Raw genomic sequence first — 17392 nt, 5'->3', positions numbered from 1 at the left:
TAATTATTCAAGAAGTAACTCTACTTGATTTTCAAGAGTAAATCCATATTTCTGAAGGCTAAGGCCGCAGGAAGTCATTCCTGTATATCCGATCACATCGGTGATCGATAATCTGATCGATCCCGATCCTTCAGAAAATGAAATCGGAGGAAATAAAAAGAGCAATAAGAAAGTATTTGCTACTTTTGCGGGCACAGTCGTGGGCGACGCTCGGTGGGCTTGAATCTGCAATGAATGATAAGTCCCCCCGCGGTCGAACGCTTGCCCAGGCCATCATTCAGCCCGGGCAAGCGTTCAGGACATCCAATGAAACTTCAGCCCTGTGTTTGCCAGATCACACATCCTGTAATTAACCAAATGGTTTAGGTTTTGGCGTTTCGTTGATTGAGGGAGGCAGGATCGGTAGCTTGAATTCCGGTTGCTTCCCGGTCAGTGTCTTCAGGAACGCCACAATCTTTGCGTTTTCGTCCTTGCTGAATTTGCGGCCCAATTGCAGTCTTCCCATGGTATCTACTGCTTCTTCCAGCGTCGCAGCAGCGCCATCGTGAAAATAGGGATAAGTCAGTTCCACATTTCGCAAGGTCGGCACCTTGAACATCATGCGGTCAGCATCTGCGCCGGTTACGCCAAACCGGCCTTCAGCCTTGCTCTTTGTTTTATAAGGTTCAACCACCCCCATTTTTTGATAGGAAGCCCCACCCACGGCAGGACCGTTGTGACAACCGGTACATCCACTCTCCTTGAACAGCTTGTATCCTTCCAGTTCATTTTGATTGAGCGCGGTCTTGTCGCCCTTCAGCCACTTATCGAAGCGAGAATCAGGTGTGACCAGGGTTTCTTCAAATGCGGCGATTGCATCAGTCACCATTCCAATGTCAATTTTGTCGGAACCGAACACCTCTTTGAAGCGAGCCCGGTACTGGGGAATGGACTGTACTACACCCACCGCCAATTCGTGGGTGAACCCCATTTCCCCGGGATTCGCAATGGGGCCTCCAGCCTGTTCTTTCAAGGTTTTGGCGCGGCCATCCCAAAACTGCGCCAGACTCATGCTCGAGTTCAATACCGTCGGTGAATTGATCGGTCCTTCGTGCCAGTTGTGGCCGATGGATGTTGGTAGATTGTCCGTGCCGCCCATGCTCAGGTTGTGGCAGGAGTTACAGGAAATGAATCCAGACTTCGATAAACGTGGGTCAAAAAAAAGCATCTTGCCCAGCTCTACCATGTTTTGATTCTTCGGCGCAGCGGCCTGAATCGGCTGGATGGGCTCATCAGCGGCCATCCCGGGGGGCGCGGCAATGGTTCCAACAGATAGCAGCGATATGATCAATGCCCGCATTATCATCGGTAATCTCCTAAAAAACGCGGCTGTAATGGCGCAGCCGATTACGCCTAATAAAATCGCAGCATGGGCAAGCTTATCTGCCGATCGAAGACGAGAATAAAAATATCCGACACAACAATATACTCTTTAAAAAAGGGGTGTATCCGGAAAGCAAGGCCTTCCAGCAATACCATGAGCAATAGTGAACGCCCGGCTCATCCACCAACCGGTGAGGTGCAAAGGTGCCGAAAAAACCGTGACAGCGCAACTTATTTCACGCTGCGCGATAAAAACTCCAGTTCCTGGTTTAGTCACTGTTGGTCACCCTGTTTCGCAGGCGCGGACACAATCTGTTCTCTGGCATCATAACCGGACCGACCGTTATTATTATCGCCACCAAATGGCGGGAGAGGGCGGTTAAGCAAGCGCGCCAATTCGGTCAAAGCCTGGCGATAGACTTGCCTTTTGAATTCCACCACGGATTCCAGTTCGACCCAATACTGGTTCCATCGCCACGCATCAAATTCAGGGCGGACACTCGTGCGCAGCGATACGTCGCAATCACGCCCAACGAGACGCAACAGATACCAGATTTGTTTTTGCCCTTTATAGTTTCCCCGCCAATCGCGTCTTATCCATTGATCGGGCACCTCGTAGCGCAACCAGTGCCGCGTGCGGCCGATAATTTCCACATGCCAAGGATGCAAACCCACTTCTTCCGTCAATTCCCGATACATTGCCTGTTCCGGGCTCTCGCCCGGTTTGATGCCCCCTTGTGGAAATTGCCAGGAATCCTGCTTGATGCGTTTACCCCAAAATACTTCGTTTTTCGAGTTCAGTAAAATGATACCGACATTCGAGCGATATCCGTTACGGTCGATCATGCGATTCACCCGTTTGATCCATTACAATAGGATTCGATTTTTCCACACTTTGTCCCAGATTGAAAGCGTGCAGAGTTTAATAAAACAAGTAAGGTACAAATAAGCTATGCGGGACCGGTAGTGGGCTATTTAACGCGTTATCCCAATGCCAAGGATGACGAGGATCCGTTCAAACCGCCGTTTCCACCGGTGGATTTTAAAGGCGCTTGTCACTCACGAGTGACGGTATGTCGGGCATACGGTTTAATAAAAGGCAGCCCCAAGTATGTCACCAGTTGGCGTAGCAAGGGCCTGAATAACATCTTTCAGGAAGAGATCGCGCCAGGCTTTTTATTATAGCTCCTATTTTCCCGATGAAATTCAATTACATGCTGATCGGATAAAATACGTTAGCGCTTTTCAGAGTAGAATTGCACATTGATCGTTACGATGGACCACGTATGCGCTTATCGAGTTTTTTCATTTCCACGCTTAAGGAAGCGCCTGCCGAAGCAGAGCTGGTCAGCCACAAGCTGATGCTGCGCGCAGGCCTCATCAAGCGTCTAGGGAGCGGACTTTACACCTGGATGCCGCTGGGCCTGAAAATATTGCGCAAGGTTGAAAATATTGTGCGGGAGGAGATGGAGTCGAATGGCGCACTGGAACTTCTGATGCCCGCGGTTCAACCTGCCGAATTATGGCGAGAAACCGGTCGCTGGGATGTATTCGGTCCACAAATGTTGAAAATAAAGGATAGGCACCAGCGCGACTTCTGCTTTGGCCCCACGCACGAGGAAGTTGTTACCGACATAGCGCGGCGAGAAATCAAGAGTTATCGCCAGTTGCCCATCGTTTTCTACCAGGTTCAGACCAAATTTCGCGACGAGATCCGGCCCCGCTTCGGTGTCATGCGCGCGCGCGAATTCGTAATGAAAGACGCTTATTCATTTCACGCTGGTATTGATAGCCTGGAGCAAACCTATCGCGCAATGCATGACGCCTATTGCCGCATATTTACCCGCCTGGGATTGAGATTTCGCGCCGTGACGGCGGATACCGGGCCGATAGGAGGAAGTGGCTCGCATGAGTTTCATGTTTTGGCGGATTCGGGCGAAGATACCATCGCTTTCTGCCCCGATTCTGATTACGCCGCCAACATTGAAATGGCCGAGTCGCTACAGCCGGTAAAGCCCCGCGGGGCTGCAAACGGCTTGATGCGTAAAGTCGAAACAACGTCAAAAAAAACCTGCGAAGAGGTCGCGGCAGCGCTGAACGTTCCTGTCGAGCAGGCCGTAAAAACGCTGGCGGTCGTTGCGGATGGAAAAATGTATCTATTGTTGCTACGCGGCGATCATCATCTCAATGAGACTAAAACTCGCAAAATTCCTTTCCTTTCCGATTTCAGGTTGGCTAGCGAAGAAGAAATCCGCGTGCAAACCGGTTGTCTTCCCGGGTATATAGGGCCGGTCGGCCTGCGCCTTCCGCTTATCGCGGACCGTGCGGTAGTTGCAATGAGCGATTTCGTCTGCGGGGCGAATGAAGAGGATTACCATCTTGTCAATGTTAATTTTGGCCGGGACGTGCAAGAGCCTGACCATATTTTCGACATCCGCGACGTGGTTGCCGGCGACCCCTCCCCGGATGGCCTGGGAAAGCTGGATATCTGCCGTGGCATAGAGGTGGGGCATATTTTCAAATTACACACCAAGTATTCCGAAGCGATGAAAGCCACCTACCTTGATGAATCCGGGCAAGCCCGGCCCATGGAAATGGGGTGCTACGGAATAGGCGTATCGCGTATCGTAGCGGCGGCCATCGAGCAGAGCCATGATGAGCGCGGTATTATTTTTCCGGCAGCGATCGCACCCTTCCAAGTCGTCATCATTCCTATTGGCTTAAAGAAAAACGCACAGATCAGGATCGAAACAGAGAGGTTGTATGCCAATATACTCGGCGCTGGTATCGATGTTTTGCTTGATGACCGTGATGAACGGCCCGGCGTAATGTTTGCGGACATGGAGTTGATCGGCATTCCGCATCGTGTTGTCATCGGCGACCGGAGCCTGAAGGCCGGAAATATCGAGTATCAAGGACGGCGGGATGAAAAATCGCAGATTGTCCCTCTGACGGATGTGAGTGATTTTTTAAAATTACAAATATGTGGGGCGTGATGCAAACGTTCCCTTCTCGCTTTCACCTGCGCTTGCCGTTACTCAGTTGCGATCCCGGCGTTGATTCAGGTGCGATGATGGTGTGGCAAGCGGACGACTCTCAAGCATAAGAATCAAGCGCGGAAATTACCGGTCTTTTCGTTTTGGTACCCTGCCTGAGCGCGCATCCTTTGAATCACGGGAATCTTCCCGCATGAATTCTTCCAGGTCTTCGCGGGAAATCAACCCTACCTTATAGGCTGCCGGCTTGCCATCCGGATTAAACAAGTAAGTGGTGGGCAGCATGGACACCGGGCCGATTTGCGCGGCAATTTTTCTATTGCCAAGTACGATTGGATAGGAAATGGACAGGGATTTTACGAATTTCAACACGGTTTTCGGATCGCGATAATCCATTGCTACGCCAATTATCATGACATCTTTTTTTCGACTCTCGTAGAGCGACACGAGATCCGGAATTTCTTTCAGACACGGCGGACACCACGTCGCCCAGAAGTTTATCAGTACCCACTTGCCCTTATAGTCGGAGAGCGTGAGCTTTTTCCCGGTATGATCCGTGAACGTAAAGCCCGTTGTCTGGGCGTTAACCGCTTGCGCGTTGACCGGCAGCGAAATCAACAGGCACAGCACCAGGTACGAGGCTTGAGAAAGGCAGCGAATCATTTCTTGCCGAATCCGCTTTTATAAGGAATACTCACGCGAAAACATGCCCTTCATTATTGGGTTTTGGCGCAAAAAGTTGCGCTAGCGATACATTCATTTTTTCATTCATACCCGTCGTAATGTTCTCCAGCAGACGCTCCAGCTCTACACTACCTGCCGCTGTCGACCGCAGCGCCTCGGGGCGAAATGTAAAGAGGCGATAAATATCCGCCACCGTAACCTGCTCGGGTTCGATTATTTGAACCCATCCTCCTGTTTTTACCTGCTGAACCAGGTTCGCCTGGGTCAAGAGCGCCAGTATCGGCTCCATTTCTTCCATATTCAGCTTTAGTTGTCGTTGCAAACTGGAATAGGTTTCAACCGTACCTTTCCTGAGGGCTTCGCCCAATATCTGCAACAGGCGTAATGCGTCCAGGAATTGCTTACCCTGAACCGCCGCGTCGTGCCGCCAATCACCAAAACGCCAGCTTGACAGGGAAGCGGCAATGACAGCGCCGAGCAGCACCATCAGCCATGAGAGATAAATCCACATCAGAAATATAGGTATAGTGGCAAATGCTCCATATACTGCCTGATACGTGGGAAACCGGGTGATGTAAAACGCGAATCCCTGTTTCATTATCTCAAATCCCACCGCTGCGGCCAAGCCGCCGGCTACAGCATGACGCAAGGAAATTTGACGATTGGGCACGATAAGATAGGGAACCGAAAATGCGATACTCGTCAGCATTAGGGGCCCCAGCTGCAGAAGTGCGACATCAATGCCTGGAATATCCCGGGTCAGGCCCATGGATATCCCGATCAACCAGGAAGTAAGCGACAAGCTTGCGCCAATCAACAACGGGCCGATGGTCAGCACAGCCCAATAGATGAGCAGCCGATGCAAGAGCGGACGCAACCGCGCCACGCGCCAAATGGAATTCAACGCTTTATCGATCGTCAACATCAGGGCAAGTGCAGTCACGCCCAGAAAAGCAGTGCCAATGGCAGTAAGTTTTACCGCATTATCAGCGAACTGTTGCATATATACTGCGATCACCTTGTTTGCCGCTTCCGGCATCATCGTAGTGAGGATAAATGTTTTTATCTGATCCGACATTTCTCCGAAAGCGGGAAATGCCGCCACTACGGACAGTGCGATAGCGATCAACGGCACCAATGAGAGCAGTGTCGTAAAGGTGAGGCTTGCGGCGATCTGTGTGCAGTTATGTTGAAAAAAGCGCACAAGAACATAGCGTATAAAATCCAGCGACCGCGAGGATTTCATGAGTAGTTGTGAGACCAGTCGACAGGATTGAGAGAAAAACCCAATGCGTATCCTATGCTTTTGAAGCAAGACAACGGGTCTTGCATCTGATCCATGATGCTGCCCTTCTAGTCCCCGATTACACTTGTGGGTGGGCCCGCTCGAGCTTGCTGTGAAGTTTGTTAAGTGCGCTGAGATAGGCTTTGGCAGAGGCCACGACAATATCCGTATCCGCCCCGTTGCCATTGACGATGCGGCCGGATTTCTGCAATCGTACCGTGACCTCCCCTTGTGAATCGGTACCGCTCGTTATGGCATTGACAGAGAATAACTGCAGCTCGGCGCCGCTGGCCAGGATTTTTTCAATCGCCCGGAAGGTGGCGTCGACTGGCCCACTTCCGTCCGATTCGGCGCGTGATTCCCTGCCTTCTTCCGCAATCACGATACTCGCATGGGGCGTTTCTCCCGTTTCGCTGTGAGCCGTGAGCGACAGAAGCTTATAGTGTTCATGTAAGGCCATGGCATCGTCCGAAACCAGCGCATGCAGATCTTCGTCAAAGATGTCGTGCTTCTTATCCGCTAACTCCTTAAAACGCATAAATGTGGCGTTGAGCACCTCTTCTGATTCCAATTCGATCCCGAGCTCCGCCAAACGGCGGCGAAATGCGTTGCGTCCGGAATGTTTGCCGAGCAGCAATTTGTTGGCGCCCCAGCCAACATCCTCGGCCCGCATGATTTCGTACGTTTCGCGGTGCTTGAGTACACCATCCTGATGTATGCCGGATTCATGAGCAAACGCGTTGGCGCCGACGATGGCCTTGTTCGGCTGAACCGGAAAACCGGTAATGCCTGATACCAGTTTGCTTGCGGGTACAATATGAACCGTATCTATGCGTGTATCGCAGGGGAAAAAATCCTGGCGAGTCCGTACCGCCAACACAATTTCCTCCAGCGCAGCGTTGCCGGCACGCTCACCCAGGCCATTTATAGTGCATTCAACTTGTCGCGCTCCGTTCATGACTGCCGACAAGGAATTTGCTACCGCCAACCCGAGGTCGTTATGGCAATGCACCGAAAACACCACCTTATCGGAATCGGGTATACGCTCGCGCAGAGTATGAATGAGCTTTCCAAATTGCTCCGGCATCGTGTAGCCAACGGTGTCCGGTATATTCACGGTGGTGGCGCCCGCATTAATAACGGACTCCAGAATACGGCAGAGGAACGTGATGTCCGAGCGGCCTGCATCTTCGGGTGAGAATTCCACATCATCCGTATATTGACGTGCCCATTTCACTGCTTTTACGGCCTGTTCCACCACTTGGTCTGGAGACATGCGCAATTTCTTCTCCATATGAATGGGTGAGGTGGCAATAAAAGTATGAATACGTGCCGAACTCGCACCCCGCAAAGCTTCACCAGCGCGGTTGATATCGGCTTCAGTCGCGCGGGCGAGGCCACAAACAATGCTGTCCTTGATCGAATCCGCTACCGCTTTCACCGCCTCGAAGTCACCGTTGGACGCGGCCGGGAAGCCTGCTTCAATTACGTCCACGCGCATGCGCTCCAGTTGCCGTGCGATACGCACCTTTTCCTCTCTGGTCATGGACGCACCGGGACTCTGCTCACCATCACGCAGCGTGGTGTCGAAAATAATTAAATGATCTTTCAATGACTTCTCCGTTTCTGGAAGCATACTTGAAGTGCGATACAGAATCCAGGAACCGATTCCGCAGGATAAAAACTAGAGAGGGGGAATAATATTAGCGCGCGAAGCGCAGCAGCGGCCGTGCGAGAAGCTGCGGGCGGTGTAAAAGGCGGAGCGGGGAAATGTAGTTTGTTTGCTTCATGCGAGAAATATAAAGGGTTTCCTCGATTCGTGCAATAGCGATATTGAATGCTATATTAAATCAGGCGCGCCAACTCCACCACGAATAATTCCTGAAAAAATTATCGATGAACAAGAGTGTAATCAGAATGGAATGTTTCGTATCAGGCCGGTTTATTTTGGCGCTGATGATAGCGTTTGCCGCATTTGCCCTGAATGCATGCATTTCCCAGAAGCCCTGGCATGTGGAAGAGGTGACCGGACATCTGCCGGACCTGAAGTTTTCCCTGACTGCCGATAACGGCAGGCTTGTAACTCCAACGACTTATGAAGGGCATTTACTATTGATGTACTTCGGGTTTACAAATTGCGATTCCGAGTGTCCGGTTTCAATGGCTCGCCTCGCGCGCGTAATGCAGTTGTTGGGAAACGATGCGAACCGAGTGCGCATCCTGTTTGTCACACTTGATCCGGGACGCGATACGCCGCAAGTCCTCCACCGTTATGTCACGCAATTTGATCCTGACCGTGCAATCGGACTAACCGGGACAACAAGCGATATCGAACGTCTTACGAAACAATATCGAGCAGCTTATCGTCCTCGGTCAAAGATTGGCGAAGCCGGCGGTATCGATCATGGTGATGCGGTATATATTTTTGATTCACAAGGTCGAGCGCGCTTGCTTGCTACGTCCGCCGATTCCGACGAGCACTTGGCGCAAGACGTGCGGCGCTTGCTTGAAACTGCTCATTAGGTAAAACCCAAACCAAGTAACGCCAAATAACTGCACCGGCTTGAAATAAGACTGACGCTGGAATAAGGCTCGGTTTTATTGCGAGAGTGCGCCGAACGCCACCTTTGGAACCTCTCCGGTAATGGATTTGTTGTATTGGTTCACACCTTGGGAAGAGTCAGCGCCCGTTTTTATTGCCACGGTTGTTGTGGCGGCGCTGTTTTTGAGAGGTCGCGCCAGAAGCAATCCACGATTTCAACAGAAACTATATTTCTGGACGGGACTTGCCTTTATCTATCTGGTTTCTCACACGCAGTTCGATTATTACGCCGAACATCAATTCTTCATTCATCGGCTTCAGCATCTCGTATTGCACCACCTTGGACCGTTTCTCGTCGTGCTGAGCAGTCCCGTGGCTACGCTCCGGGCGGGCATGCCTGAGGCTGGGCAGCGAGCGTGCCGTCTCATCGCGGAGTGGAAACCGGTTCAATATCTCTTGTCTGCCTTATGTAATCCCGTTGTAGCCGTCACCCTGTTCTGTGGGCTCATCGGTTTCTGGTTATTGCCTTCCGTCCACTTTACCGCAATGATCGACTGGCGCTTGTATCGCCTGATGAACTGGAGCATGTTTATAAACGGTTTATTCTTCTGGGGGATCGTTCTCCATCGTGGGCCCATATTTTCGGTCCGGCTATCGCCAGGTTCGCGCATTGCCATGATGCTCGCAGTCATTCCGCCACAAATCGTGATAGGCGCAATGATATTCTTCGCTTCCAGCGAACTCTACCCGATATACACGATTTGCGGCCGCGCGATCGGGGGATTGGGCGCGATAGCGGATCAGCAGATCGGCGGAATAATTCTATGGATTCATGGAGCGATGATGAGCGCGATTGGTATTTTGATTGTGGTGCGCGGGGAATTGATGCAGCAAAAACACTGATGGCACGAGAAGATATGAGATGAGAACAGTGGTTCCTGCCATCCGAGCGAGGCGGGGAAAACAAATCCGTCGGAAAGCCAGCGTCAAATTTCCATTAGGTTTCTGAAAGACAATTCAAACGCGGCTTTTCGATTCCATATCCCTGGGCATAATCCACGCCCATACGTCGTAACAGATCCAAAATTGCACTGTTCTCCACAAATTCAGCGATCGTTTTGATATGCATGACATGCCCTATGGAATTGATTGCCTCGACCATTGCCTTGTCAATGGGATCATCCACCATGCCCTTTACGAACCCGCCGTCGATTTTTAAATAATCGACTGGCAAACGCTTGAGATAAGTAAATGAAGACATCCCGCTCCCAAAATCATCAAGGGAAAACCGGCAGCCAATTTTTTTTAATTTTCCCATCAAAATAACCGCTTGAGTCAGATTTGCAATTGCCGAGGTTTCCGTGATTTCGAAACAGATCCCCTCAGGCGGAACCTTATACAGGGCGAATTGCTCGATTACGAATTCATAAAAATTTTCATCGCAGACTGATGCGCCGGAAAGGTTGATAGAGCATGTGCCGACAGAAGTACCCGGCGGATGCCGGCCCTCGTATTGCGAAAAAGCGGTAGTGACCACCCAACGATCGAGTTGAGGCATCAAGCCGTAGCGCTCCGCTGCCGGGATGAATGCCATCGGCGGTATTAGTGTTCCGTCCTCGCCTTGCATTCGAAGTAGTAGTTCATAGTGATCGCCATCCTCTAAACTATTCAATCCCAATATTTTTTGCGAGTACAGGACGAAACGATTCTCTTCCAGTGCTTTCTGAATCCGCACTACCCATCCCATTTCTCCATGACGTAGCGCGAGTCCTGTGTCTTCCGGTGAATAGATCTGCACGCGATTGCGGCCCTTGTCCTTGGCAAGATAGCAGGCCGCATCAGCCATACGTAGGACATCCCCGAGTGTCTCTTTGCCGTCGCTGAAAGTAACCAGTCCGACACTTAAACCGAGCTGGAACACCTTCTCTTCCCAAACAAAACGAAATTCTCGCACCGTTTTTCGCAGTAGCTCCGCCACCCTAAAGGCAGCTTCCGTGGGGCAAGATTCCAGCAACACGCCAAACTCATCGCCACCTAGACGAGCCAGCGTATCGCTTTTGCGGAGCTTGGCTTGCAGTATGCCGGTTAGTTGTCTCAATAATTCATCGCCAGCCACGTGGCCGGAGGTATCGTTCACGATCTTGAACTGATCAAGATCGAGATACAGCAACGTATGCTGCTTAGAGTCCTGTTTGCCCGTCAGCAATGCGTGCTCCACGCGTCGTTCAAACTCGCGCCGGTTAAGAAGGCCGGTCAACGCATCATGCGATGCCTGATAAGTTACCTGGGCCGCCATTTCTTTCGCTTCCGTTACGTCATGGAACACAAGAATTGTGCCTACGATTCTTCCATTTTGGTCCCGTATCGGCGCCGCCGAGTCTTCAATAGGATAAGTCGTGCCGCCGCGTTGTATCAGGACCGTATTAATTGCCAGACGCACAGACTGCTCTTGCTGAAGAACCAACTCGACCGGGCTCGGAGCGAGTTCACGTGTGTATGCGTCTATGATATGAAAAATATCGCGCAGCGGAAGGCCATTAGCTTCTGCTGAAGTCCAGCCGGTCATGCATTCGGCGACCGGGTTTAGATAAGTAACTGTGCCGGAAGTGTCCGTTGTTATAACCGCGTCCCCAATGCAGTTTAATGTAATGCGCAAGAGCTCCTTTTCTTCAAATAGCACCTTTTCTGCAAACTGGCCGGCAGTAATTTTCCGACGGAGTCCTGTCTGTATTTCATTACCTTCCGCAATGTTCCGGCGGAGTCCCGCCTGTATTTCATCCCCCTCGGTAATATCGCGACGGAGCCCCATCTGTGTTTCGTTGCCTTCCGTAATGTTTCGGCGGAGCCCTGCCTGTATTTCGTTCCCCTCGGTAATATCGCGCCGAAGCCCCATCTGTGTTTCGTTGCCTTCCGTAATGTTCCGACGGAGCCCAATTTGTATTTCATGGCCGTTCTTAATGTTCAGACGGAGCCCAATTTCTATTGCATTGCCCTCGGCAGTATTACGGCGGAGTTCTGTTTGTATCTCCGAAGCATGCCTCAACAGCTCGCTCGGCTTGGGAAGAGCTAGGGCCCTGATTATTAATGGCCATAACATTACCGCGGTGGCAAGTGAGGTAAAGGCGCTTAAAACCTTGATGACGCTTCCCAGCCAATATGTCGGCGTCCAAAGCGTTACGATATTTGCTGAATGGCTAACCCCACCCAACATAATAAATAGCCCGAACATCATAAACGCAGATTTGAATCCTAAATCAGGGCGGCGTCTTAGGAAACAAGCTAGCAAAAAAACAATGGAAAAATATGCCAGAGCAGAAATCGCGTTGGAGATAATGTGCAGCCAAACGTCAGACCCCCAAAGATGGTCATGCCCATAGTAAAACCCGTCATGACCGAAAAGATCATCCATTTGACTGCTCATTTGATTTTCCTTAAGAAGGCTTCTTGAGCCAGAATGTAGGCGCTCAAGATTCGAATTTAGGTAGGCACAGAGTCTAGGTACTCTATGAAATACTCATTTGACGCTCTCGAACAAATCCAATTTAAGCAAAAAACGCTTATTGCTCCTTACCGCTTGTTTGCATGGCAAAGTAACATAGCGGCAAAAAAAAGCTCAACCTAGGTGCGATTACATGCTCGAGCTTTGATAGCTATAAGATCTTTTGTAAAGCAGAATAGAAGAGGGGCTCCTAAGCAATTTTCGCGCGAACAGTAAATCGATGGGCTGGGTGCGGCAACACCAACACCGGAGGGAAAGAAAGTCGCCTACTACTCAAGAAATGGCGCCTTCCTTACCTTATTGCCACGAATATTGGTCCCTCTTGATTAAAGGCGCCTACATTTGTACCAACGGGTGCCAAGGGCAGAGTGTATTTGAAACAGGTCAAAGTAGAAAAAGAACAAGGCTAAAAAGGAGCCAATAAAACAAAAGACCAGCAAAACAAAAGACCAGCCGAAGCGGGTTTGAGATGGAAAATATCGGAAAGCTGCTTAAAGCTTGTCGCGTCCGGGAAATCAGATTAATACTTTTTGCTAGCTCATACAGTTTGGACCACGCACTCCTGCAGTCAAGAGTGCGACAGTCGTTGCAGATTCCGGTTATTCAAATGGGGAACAAGGCAGCCAATGCGAGCAGGGCGCATTACGGCCATCGTGCCGCGGCCAAGGATCGTCAACAAGCGCGGCAAGGTACACTTTAGCCGCGATGAGTTCGCCTACGATGCCAAAACGGACAGCTGGCGCTGCCCGGCCGGCGCAACCTTGACCCGATCCAGCGTTTCATTGACCGCGCAGAAGAAGGATTACACCACCAAGGCCTGTGGTGACTGTGCGCTGAAGGATCAATGCACGAAATCCAGGCGGCGGGTGGCATTCTTGAGATTCTCGTCTTGAATACCAAATGTCCCTACTTCTGTGTCGGTAATGATGTACTCGACGCTTCCCGAAGCGTTGACGCTGGAGGTTGCTGCGTTTTCCCAGCTCTTCCTTTCGTTTTTGTTAATGTTTTTTATTTCCTCTCTGGGGCACTTGATCACTTTTTGGATCTTAAGAGTTGACTGAGTTTAGTTGGTCTCCTTGAGTGTCAAACCGAGAATAAGATGCGATAAAAGGTCGATATTTAGCCCATTGATCTGCTCCCGATAGGCGGAGCAAACAGCTGGGGAACCTTGGCTCAACAGATGGAAAGCAGAAGTTACCTTCGGCCCTTTTGTTTATATCTCCACAAAAAGACCGTTTATTGGAAGGGGCAAGGGGTAAAAATGGAATTAGGTTTGCTGTAAACACTTCATTCCCTTTACTTGCGCCGGCTGCGAATTTCAAGGCCAGGGCTCGGCGCGGTATTTTCATTACAGGAACCTTATGGCTGATTTACCTACACTGAATGTCGCCCACTACCAGATAAAGTAAGTGCCATACTATTGGGAGAACATTTTCTTTTGCAGAAGCATCGCGCGCCGGCTCACGAATGTCCTTGGCAATCTCACAATCTCCTAGACCAAGCCCCTGACGGGACGCTAAAATGCGCGCCGTTCCATCAGTCACCCACCCCGTACCCCTGATCCAGCACGTGGTAAAGCCCAATTTGTTTCCCCTTGATATCCACAGGCAGACATGGCAGCCGCAGCGGCCACACCTCGAATTGCACATTTGGAAACGACATAAGACAGCCCTTGAAAGACCTTACCTGTCAGATGCTGTTTTTTAAATCCCTACAGACAAGAGCAATCATTTATGACTTTAGCAACCGACCAGAATCTCGATCCCCATAGGCTTTCTCCAACTGCCAGAAGAATGCTGGAGCTCCGGGATGATGTCCTTTGGGAATGGGCAGAAAGGGTTCGGCAATCCCTCAAGAAAGCTGAACAGCTGCCCCACCCGATCCTGATCAATACCTTCCCGTCCCTATACGACAACATCGCAGAAGCGATTACACCGGGCTACCCTAGGGCAACAGGTAATGAAAGCAACACGGTAGCGAGTGAGCATGGCGGCGAGCGCGCGAGGCTGACGAACTACAACGTCCATTCAGTCATATTTGAATATCAAATACTGCGATGGACGATCTTTGATGTTTTAAAGGCGAATGATGTTCAGCTTAACGACAACGAAATTTATCGGATCAATGCTTCCATCGATGGATCAGTGCGTGAGGCCGTAAATGCTTTCGCTCTTGCGCATTAGCACTGCGCGAAAGATTCATGGCCGCCCTGACGCATGATCTGAGAAACTCATTATCAAATGCAAAACTTGCTGCCCAATTGATTGAACGGTCATCAGATCCCGACAGGATAAAGGAATTTGCGGGACAAATTGTTGCAAGCCTCGAGCGTATGGATGGAATGATTCAGGATTTGCTCGATGCTGCCAAATTCCAGAGCGGAGAACGGCTAAAACTTCGTCTCGAGGAATTCGACATGCAGGAGCTTGCGAAGGAAGTGTGTGAACAATTCACCTTCGCGCATGGACCGCGTTTTCAACTCATTGCCCAATCGGCCAGAGTCTGGTGGGACCGGGAGGCCGTCAAAAGGGCAATGGAAAACCTTCTTGGCAATGCCCTTAAATATGGCACTCCTGACGCTCCTGTAAGGATCAAAATTGATCCAGTGCATGGGCGTGTGATGCTGACCGTGCATAACGAAGGAGAGCCCATTCCTCCGGAACAGATCGAAAGCCTATTCCAGGTATTCCAAAGAGCAGCCGCTGCAAAAGAGGGGAACAGGGACGGCTGGGGCATAGGCCTGCCGTACGTCCGCAGTGTTGCGGAAAGCCATGGCGGAAGTATTGAAGTTGATTGCAGAACAGCGTGGAACAACTTTCCTGATAAGCATGCCAGCGGATGCAAGGCCCTATCAGCATGCCCCAACACTCGAGGGAAAACGGGAGTGATCCTGCATAGCAGAGTCAGACGTAAAGTTGAATAACTTTTCGACTTCAGGCTTGAAGTCTTTTTTACTCCCCGGTGGTTGCATGAAAGGTAGGAAGGGTCTGTCCGCACCTATCTTTCTTTAGGGCTAGCCCTAGTGATAGATAGTTTAAACCTCCCACAATCCTCTCAATAGATACCGATCTGATTTTTGATTGATCGTCTATCACAGCATCTTTAATCCGTGGGAGGACCAAATGATCATTGGATAAGCAATTACAGCAATCGATTTCCTGCGCTCGTATCACCAACTTATCCTCGTTGCGTCCATCGAAAAAGCGATGGAACCCCGTCACAGTGCGGATTGCGGGAGCCGATCATCGCGCAGCGCTTTTCGCAATAAGGATACATCGCGCAGTGTCACTGCGGGCGCCGCGTTCCCCCAGCTATTGCGTACGAAGGTAAGGACGTCCGCTATCTCGCGGTCAGAAAACTTTTTTTCATAAGCCGGCATCTTTTTCGGTTTCGGCCCATTTTTCGTTAGCGGCGCTTTTCCTCCTTCCAGCATGAGGCGAACGAGGGAGGATGCGTTTTCGGAGAGAACCATCGCGCTACCGCCGAGCCGTGGAATTTGCGGTGACTTGCCTGTGCCATTATCTCGATGGCATTTGGCGCAAAACCCTGAGTAGAGGCCCGCGCCGGGACGTTCAAATTTGCTCGCAACGGTTCCGGTCAGGACGAACTGGCCTTGCATGGCGGGTGGTTTGTAGGACGTCTTTCCCTTCTTCGCCGGTAGGGATTTTAGATAGCGCGCAATGGCATCCAGATCAGCCTTACGTAAATGCTGGGTGCTGTTTTCGATAACGGTGACCATACTGCCGAAGGCGACACTATGTCCGCTATGGCCTGTTTCCAGGAATGTGGAAATTTCCGACTCGGACCATCTGCCCAGACCCGATGCATCCGTTCCAGTCAGGTTCCCGGCAAACCAGTTATCTATCACTGAGCCGGTCAAGTAGTCCGGCGATGATTCCGAATATGCTTTTTCCTGGAAAGCCAGGCCGCGAGGCGTGTGGCAGGCGCCGCAGTGGCCCAATGATTGCACCAGGTAAGCGCCGCGATTCCACTGCGTATCACGATCGGCGCGCGGCTGGTACGTTTTCTGATTGGCAAATGCCGCGCTCCAGAACATCAGGCCCCAGCGCTGGCTGAAAGGAAAAACAAGTCTGGTCTGGGGTGGCGTGTGGCGAACCGGCTTCACTCCTTTCATGAAGTAGGCATATAACGCCTGTATATCGCTATCCGATATCGCCGCGAACGAGGCATAAGGCATTGCCGGATAGAGGCGTCTGCCGTCCTTGGCGATGCCTTCGCGAACGGCGCGGCTAAAATCAGCATAACTGTATTGACCAATGCCGGTGGCCGGATCTGGCGTGATATTAGTTGAATAAATAACCCCGAAAGGTGAATTGATCGGTAAGCCGCCCACAAAAGGCGGATGATGCGGTCCGGCCGTGTGGCAACCGGCGCAATCAGCCACCTTCGCAAGATATTCGCCGAGGGCGATGGTTTCGGGATCGGCAGCCTGGGCGTTTGCGACAATCATTCCCCCTACGGCAACCCGGGCAATCCATGCAACCCATGAACGACCTGCAGCTAAAACCCGGCTTATCCAATCCCTGAATACCCTTCCTGATATCTTCATCCCTGTTAAATCCATGCGCTACAAGGTGGCACCAATAAAACAGCGCACCCGGTAAATAAAATTGCGACGATAAACACGAAGCTCGACATTGTCCCCAGCCTTGCGAGAAAGCGTGTCTGTCCCCCATCTGCTTCGAAGGCGTGTTCTCCTGCTCCTGTCACGACTGGCCGAGGGCTCGCTTGTCGCCATAGATTCCACGCAACGTATCCCGAAAGCAAGCCACCCGCCAGACAAATCAGGCTGATCATTGCCAGAATTACCGACAGGTCCGCCCACAATGGGGCGGGGAGCGGAACCTGATGTGGATAGCAAGCATAGGCGGCAAGCGGTTCGCTTAAAGACATCTGGCCTACCCAAGAGGTAGGCGCACCAAAAAGTGCCAGCAATGTTCTATATGTACTCACCGAACTATCAGGAGGAGCACGATGTTCTTTCGCCATGTCCTGTTTGCCGG

General features: G+C 51.1%; 15 protein-coding genes. 6 read left to right on the top strand and 9 right to left on the bottom strand.

Features of this window, described 5'->3' with window-relative positions; all coding sequences use genetic code 11:
- Positions 1-349: 349 nt before the first annotated feature.
- Together BUA28_RS02920 and BUA28_RS02915 are read right to left on the bottom strand one after the other, a co-directional pair.
- The gene (locus BUA28_RS02920; protein ID WP_072766608.1) at positions 350-1345 is read right to left on the bottom strand and encodes a cytochrome-c peroxidase; all 996 of its coding nucleotides are present in this window, start codon (positions 1343-1345) and stop codon (positions 350-352) included.
- A 290-nt stretch (positions 1346-1635) separates the two neighbouring features.
- The gene (locus BUA28_RS02915; RefSeq protein ID WP_072766684.1) at positions 1636-2208 is read right to left on the bottom strand and encodes an RNA pyrophosphohydrolase; all 573 of its coding nucleotides are present in this window, start codon (positions 2206-2208) and stop codon (positions 1636-1638) included.
- A gap of 440 nt (positions 2209-2648) precedes the next feature.
- Between BUA28_RS02915 and BUA28_RS02910 the strand changes: the two genes are divergently transcribed.
- Entirely contained in the window at positions 2649-4358 is a 1710-nt protein-coding gene (locus tag BUA28_RS02910) for a proline--tRNA ligase (RefSeq protein WP_072766607.1), read from the top strand.
- Positions 4359-4484: 126 nt separating this feature from the next.
- Here the strand turns inward: BUA28_RS02910 and BUA28_RS02905 are convergent, their stop codons facing one another.
- From BUA28_RS02905 to BUA28_RS02895, 3 genes are all read right to left on the bottom strand, one after another.
- Positions 4485-5021, bottom strand: a complete 537-nt coding sequence (locus BUA28_RS02905) for a TlpA family protein disulfide reductase (protein ID WP_072766606.1) — start codon at positions 5019-5021, stop codon at positions 4485-4487.
- Positions 5022-5052: 31 nt separating this feature from the next.
- Entirely contained in the window at positions 5053-6288 is a 1236-nt protein-coding gene (locus BUA28_RS02900) for a YihY family inner membrane protein (RefSeq protein WP_072766605.1), read from the bottom strand.
- Positions 6289-6406: 118 nt separating this feature from the next.
- A complete protein-coding gene (locus BUA28_RS02895; protein WP_072766683.1) occupies positions 6407-7939 on the bottom strand; it encodes a 2-isopropylmalate synthase in 1533 nt (510 codons plus the stop codon).
- Between the two features lie 284 nt (positions 7940-8223).
- Between BUA28_RS02895 and BUA28_RS02890 the strand changes: the two genes are divergently transcribed.
- Positions 8224-8850, top strand: coding sequence for an SCO family protein (locus tag BUA28_RS02890; protein ID WP_083569835.1), 627 nt, complete (start codon positions 8224-8226; stop codon positions 8848-8850).
- 121 nt (positions 8851-8971) lie between these two features.
- Positions 8972-9772, top strand: a complete 801-nt coding sequence (locus BUA28_RS02885) for a cytochrome c oxidase assembly protein (protein WP_072766604.1) — start codon at positions 8972-8974, stop codon at positions 9770-9772.
- A 94-nt stretch (positions 9773-9866) separates the two neighbouring features.
- Here the strand turns inward: BUA28_RS02885 and BUA28_RS02880 are convergent, their stop codons facing one another.
- Positions 9867-11762 carry an EAL domain-containing protein gene (locus BUA28_RS02880; protein ID WP_256598215.1) on the bottom strand — a complete coding sequence of 632 codons (1896 nt, stop codon included), beginning with the start codon at positions 11760-11762 and terminating at the stop codon, positions 9867-9869.
- Positions 11763-12994: 1232 nt separating this feature from the next.
- Here BUA28_RS02880 and BUA28_RS02875 point away from each other — a divergent pair.
- On the top strand, positions 12995-13261 hold the full coding sequence (locus BUA28_RS02875; RefSeq protein WP_072766602.1) for a hypothetical protein: 267 nt from the start codon (positions 12995-12997) through the stop codon (positions 13259-13261).
- 643 nt (positions 13262-13904) lie between these two features.
- Here BUA28_RS02875 and BUA28_RS16175 read toward each other — a convergent pair.
- A complete protein-coding gene (locus BUA28_RS16175) occupies positions 13905-14030 on the bottom strand; it encodes a hypothetical protein (RefSeq protein ID WP_256325414.1) in 126 nt (41 codons plus the stop codon).
- Between the two features lie 71 nt (positions 14031-14101).
- On the opposite strand from BUA28_RS16175, the gene BUA28_RS16170 reads away from it, so the two are divergent.
- On the top strand, positions 14102-14551 hold the full coding sequence (locus BUA28_RS16170; RefSeq protein WP_256598214.1) for a hypothetical protein: 450 nt from the start codon (positions 14102-14104) through the stop codon (positions 14549-14551).
- Between the two features lie 17 nt (positions 14552-14568).
- Entirely contained in the window at positions 14569-15291 is a 723-nt protein-coding gene (locus BUA28_RS16165) for a sensor histidine kinase (protein ID WP_256598213.1), read from the top strand.
- 294 nt (positions 15292-15585) lie between these two features.
- Here BUA28_RS16165 and BUA28_RS02865 read toward each other — a convergent pair whose 3' ends face one another.
- Together BUA28_RS02865 and BUA28_RS02860 are read right to left on the bottom strand one after the other, a co-directional pair.
- Positions 15586-16938, bottom strand: coding sequence for a c-type cytochrome (locus BUA28_RS02865; protein ID WP_083569834.1), 1353 nt, complete (start codon positions 16936-16938; stop codon positions 15586-15588).
- A gap of 5 nt (positions 16939-16943) precedes the next feature.
- Positions 16944-17342, bottom strand: coding sequence for a hypothetical protein (locus BUA28_RS02860; protein WP_256598212.1), 399 nt, complete (start codon positions 17340-17342; stop codon positions 16944-16946).
- Positions 17343-17392: the final 50 nt, after the last annotated feature.

It is taken from the genome of Nitrosospira sp. Nsp11, from assembly GCF_900142705.1.
GTDB lineage: Bacteria > Pseudomonadota > Gammaproteobacteria > Burkholderiales > Nitrosomonadaceae > Nitrosospira.
The sequence above is the reverse complement of the archived record's forward strand: the minus strand, read 5'-3'. Positions and strand labels throughout refer to the sequence as shown.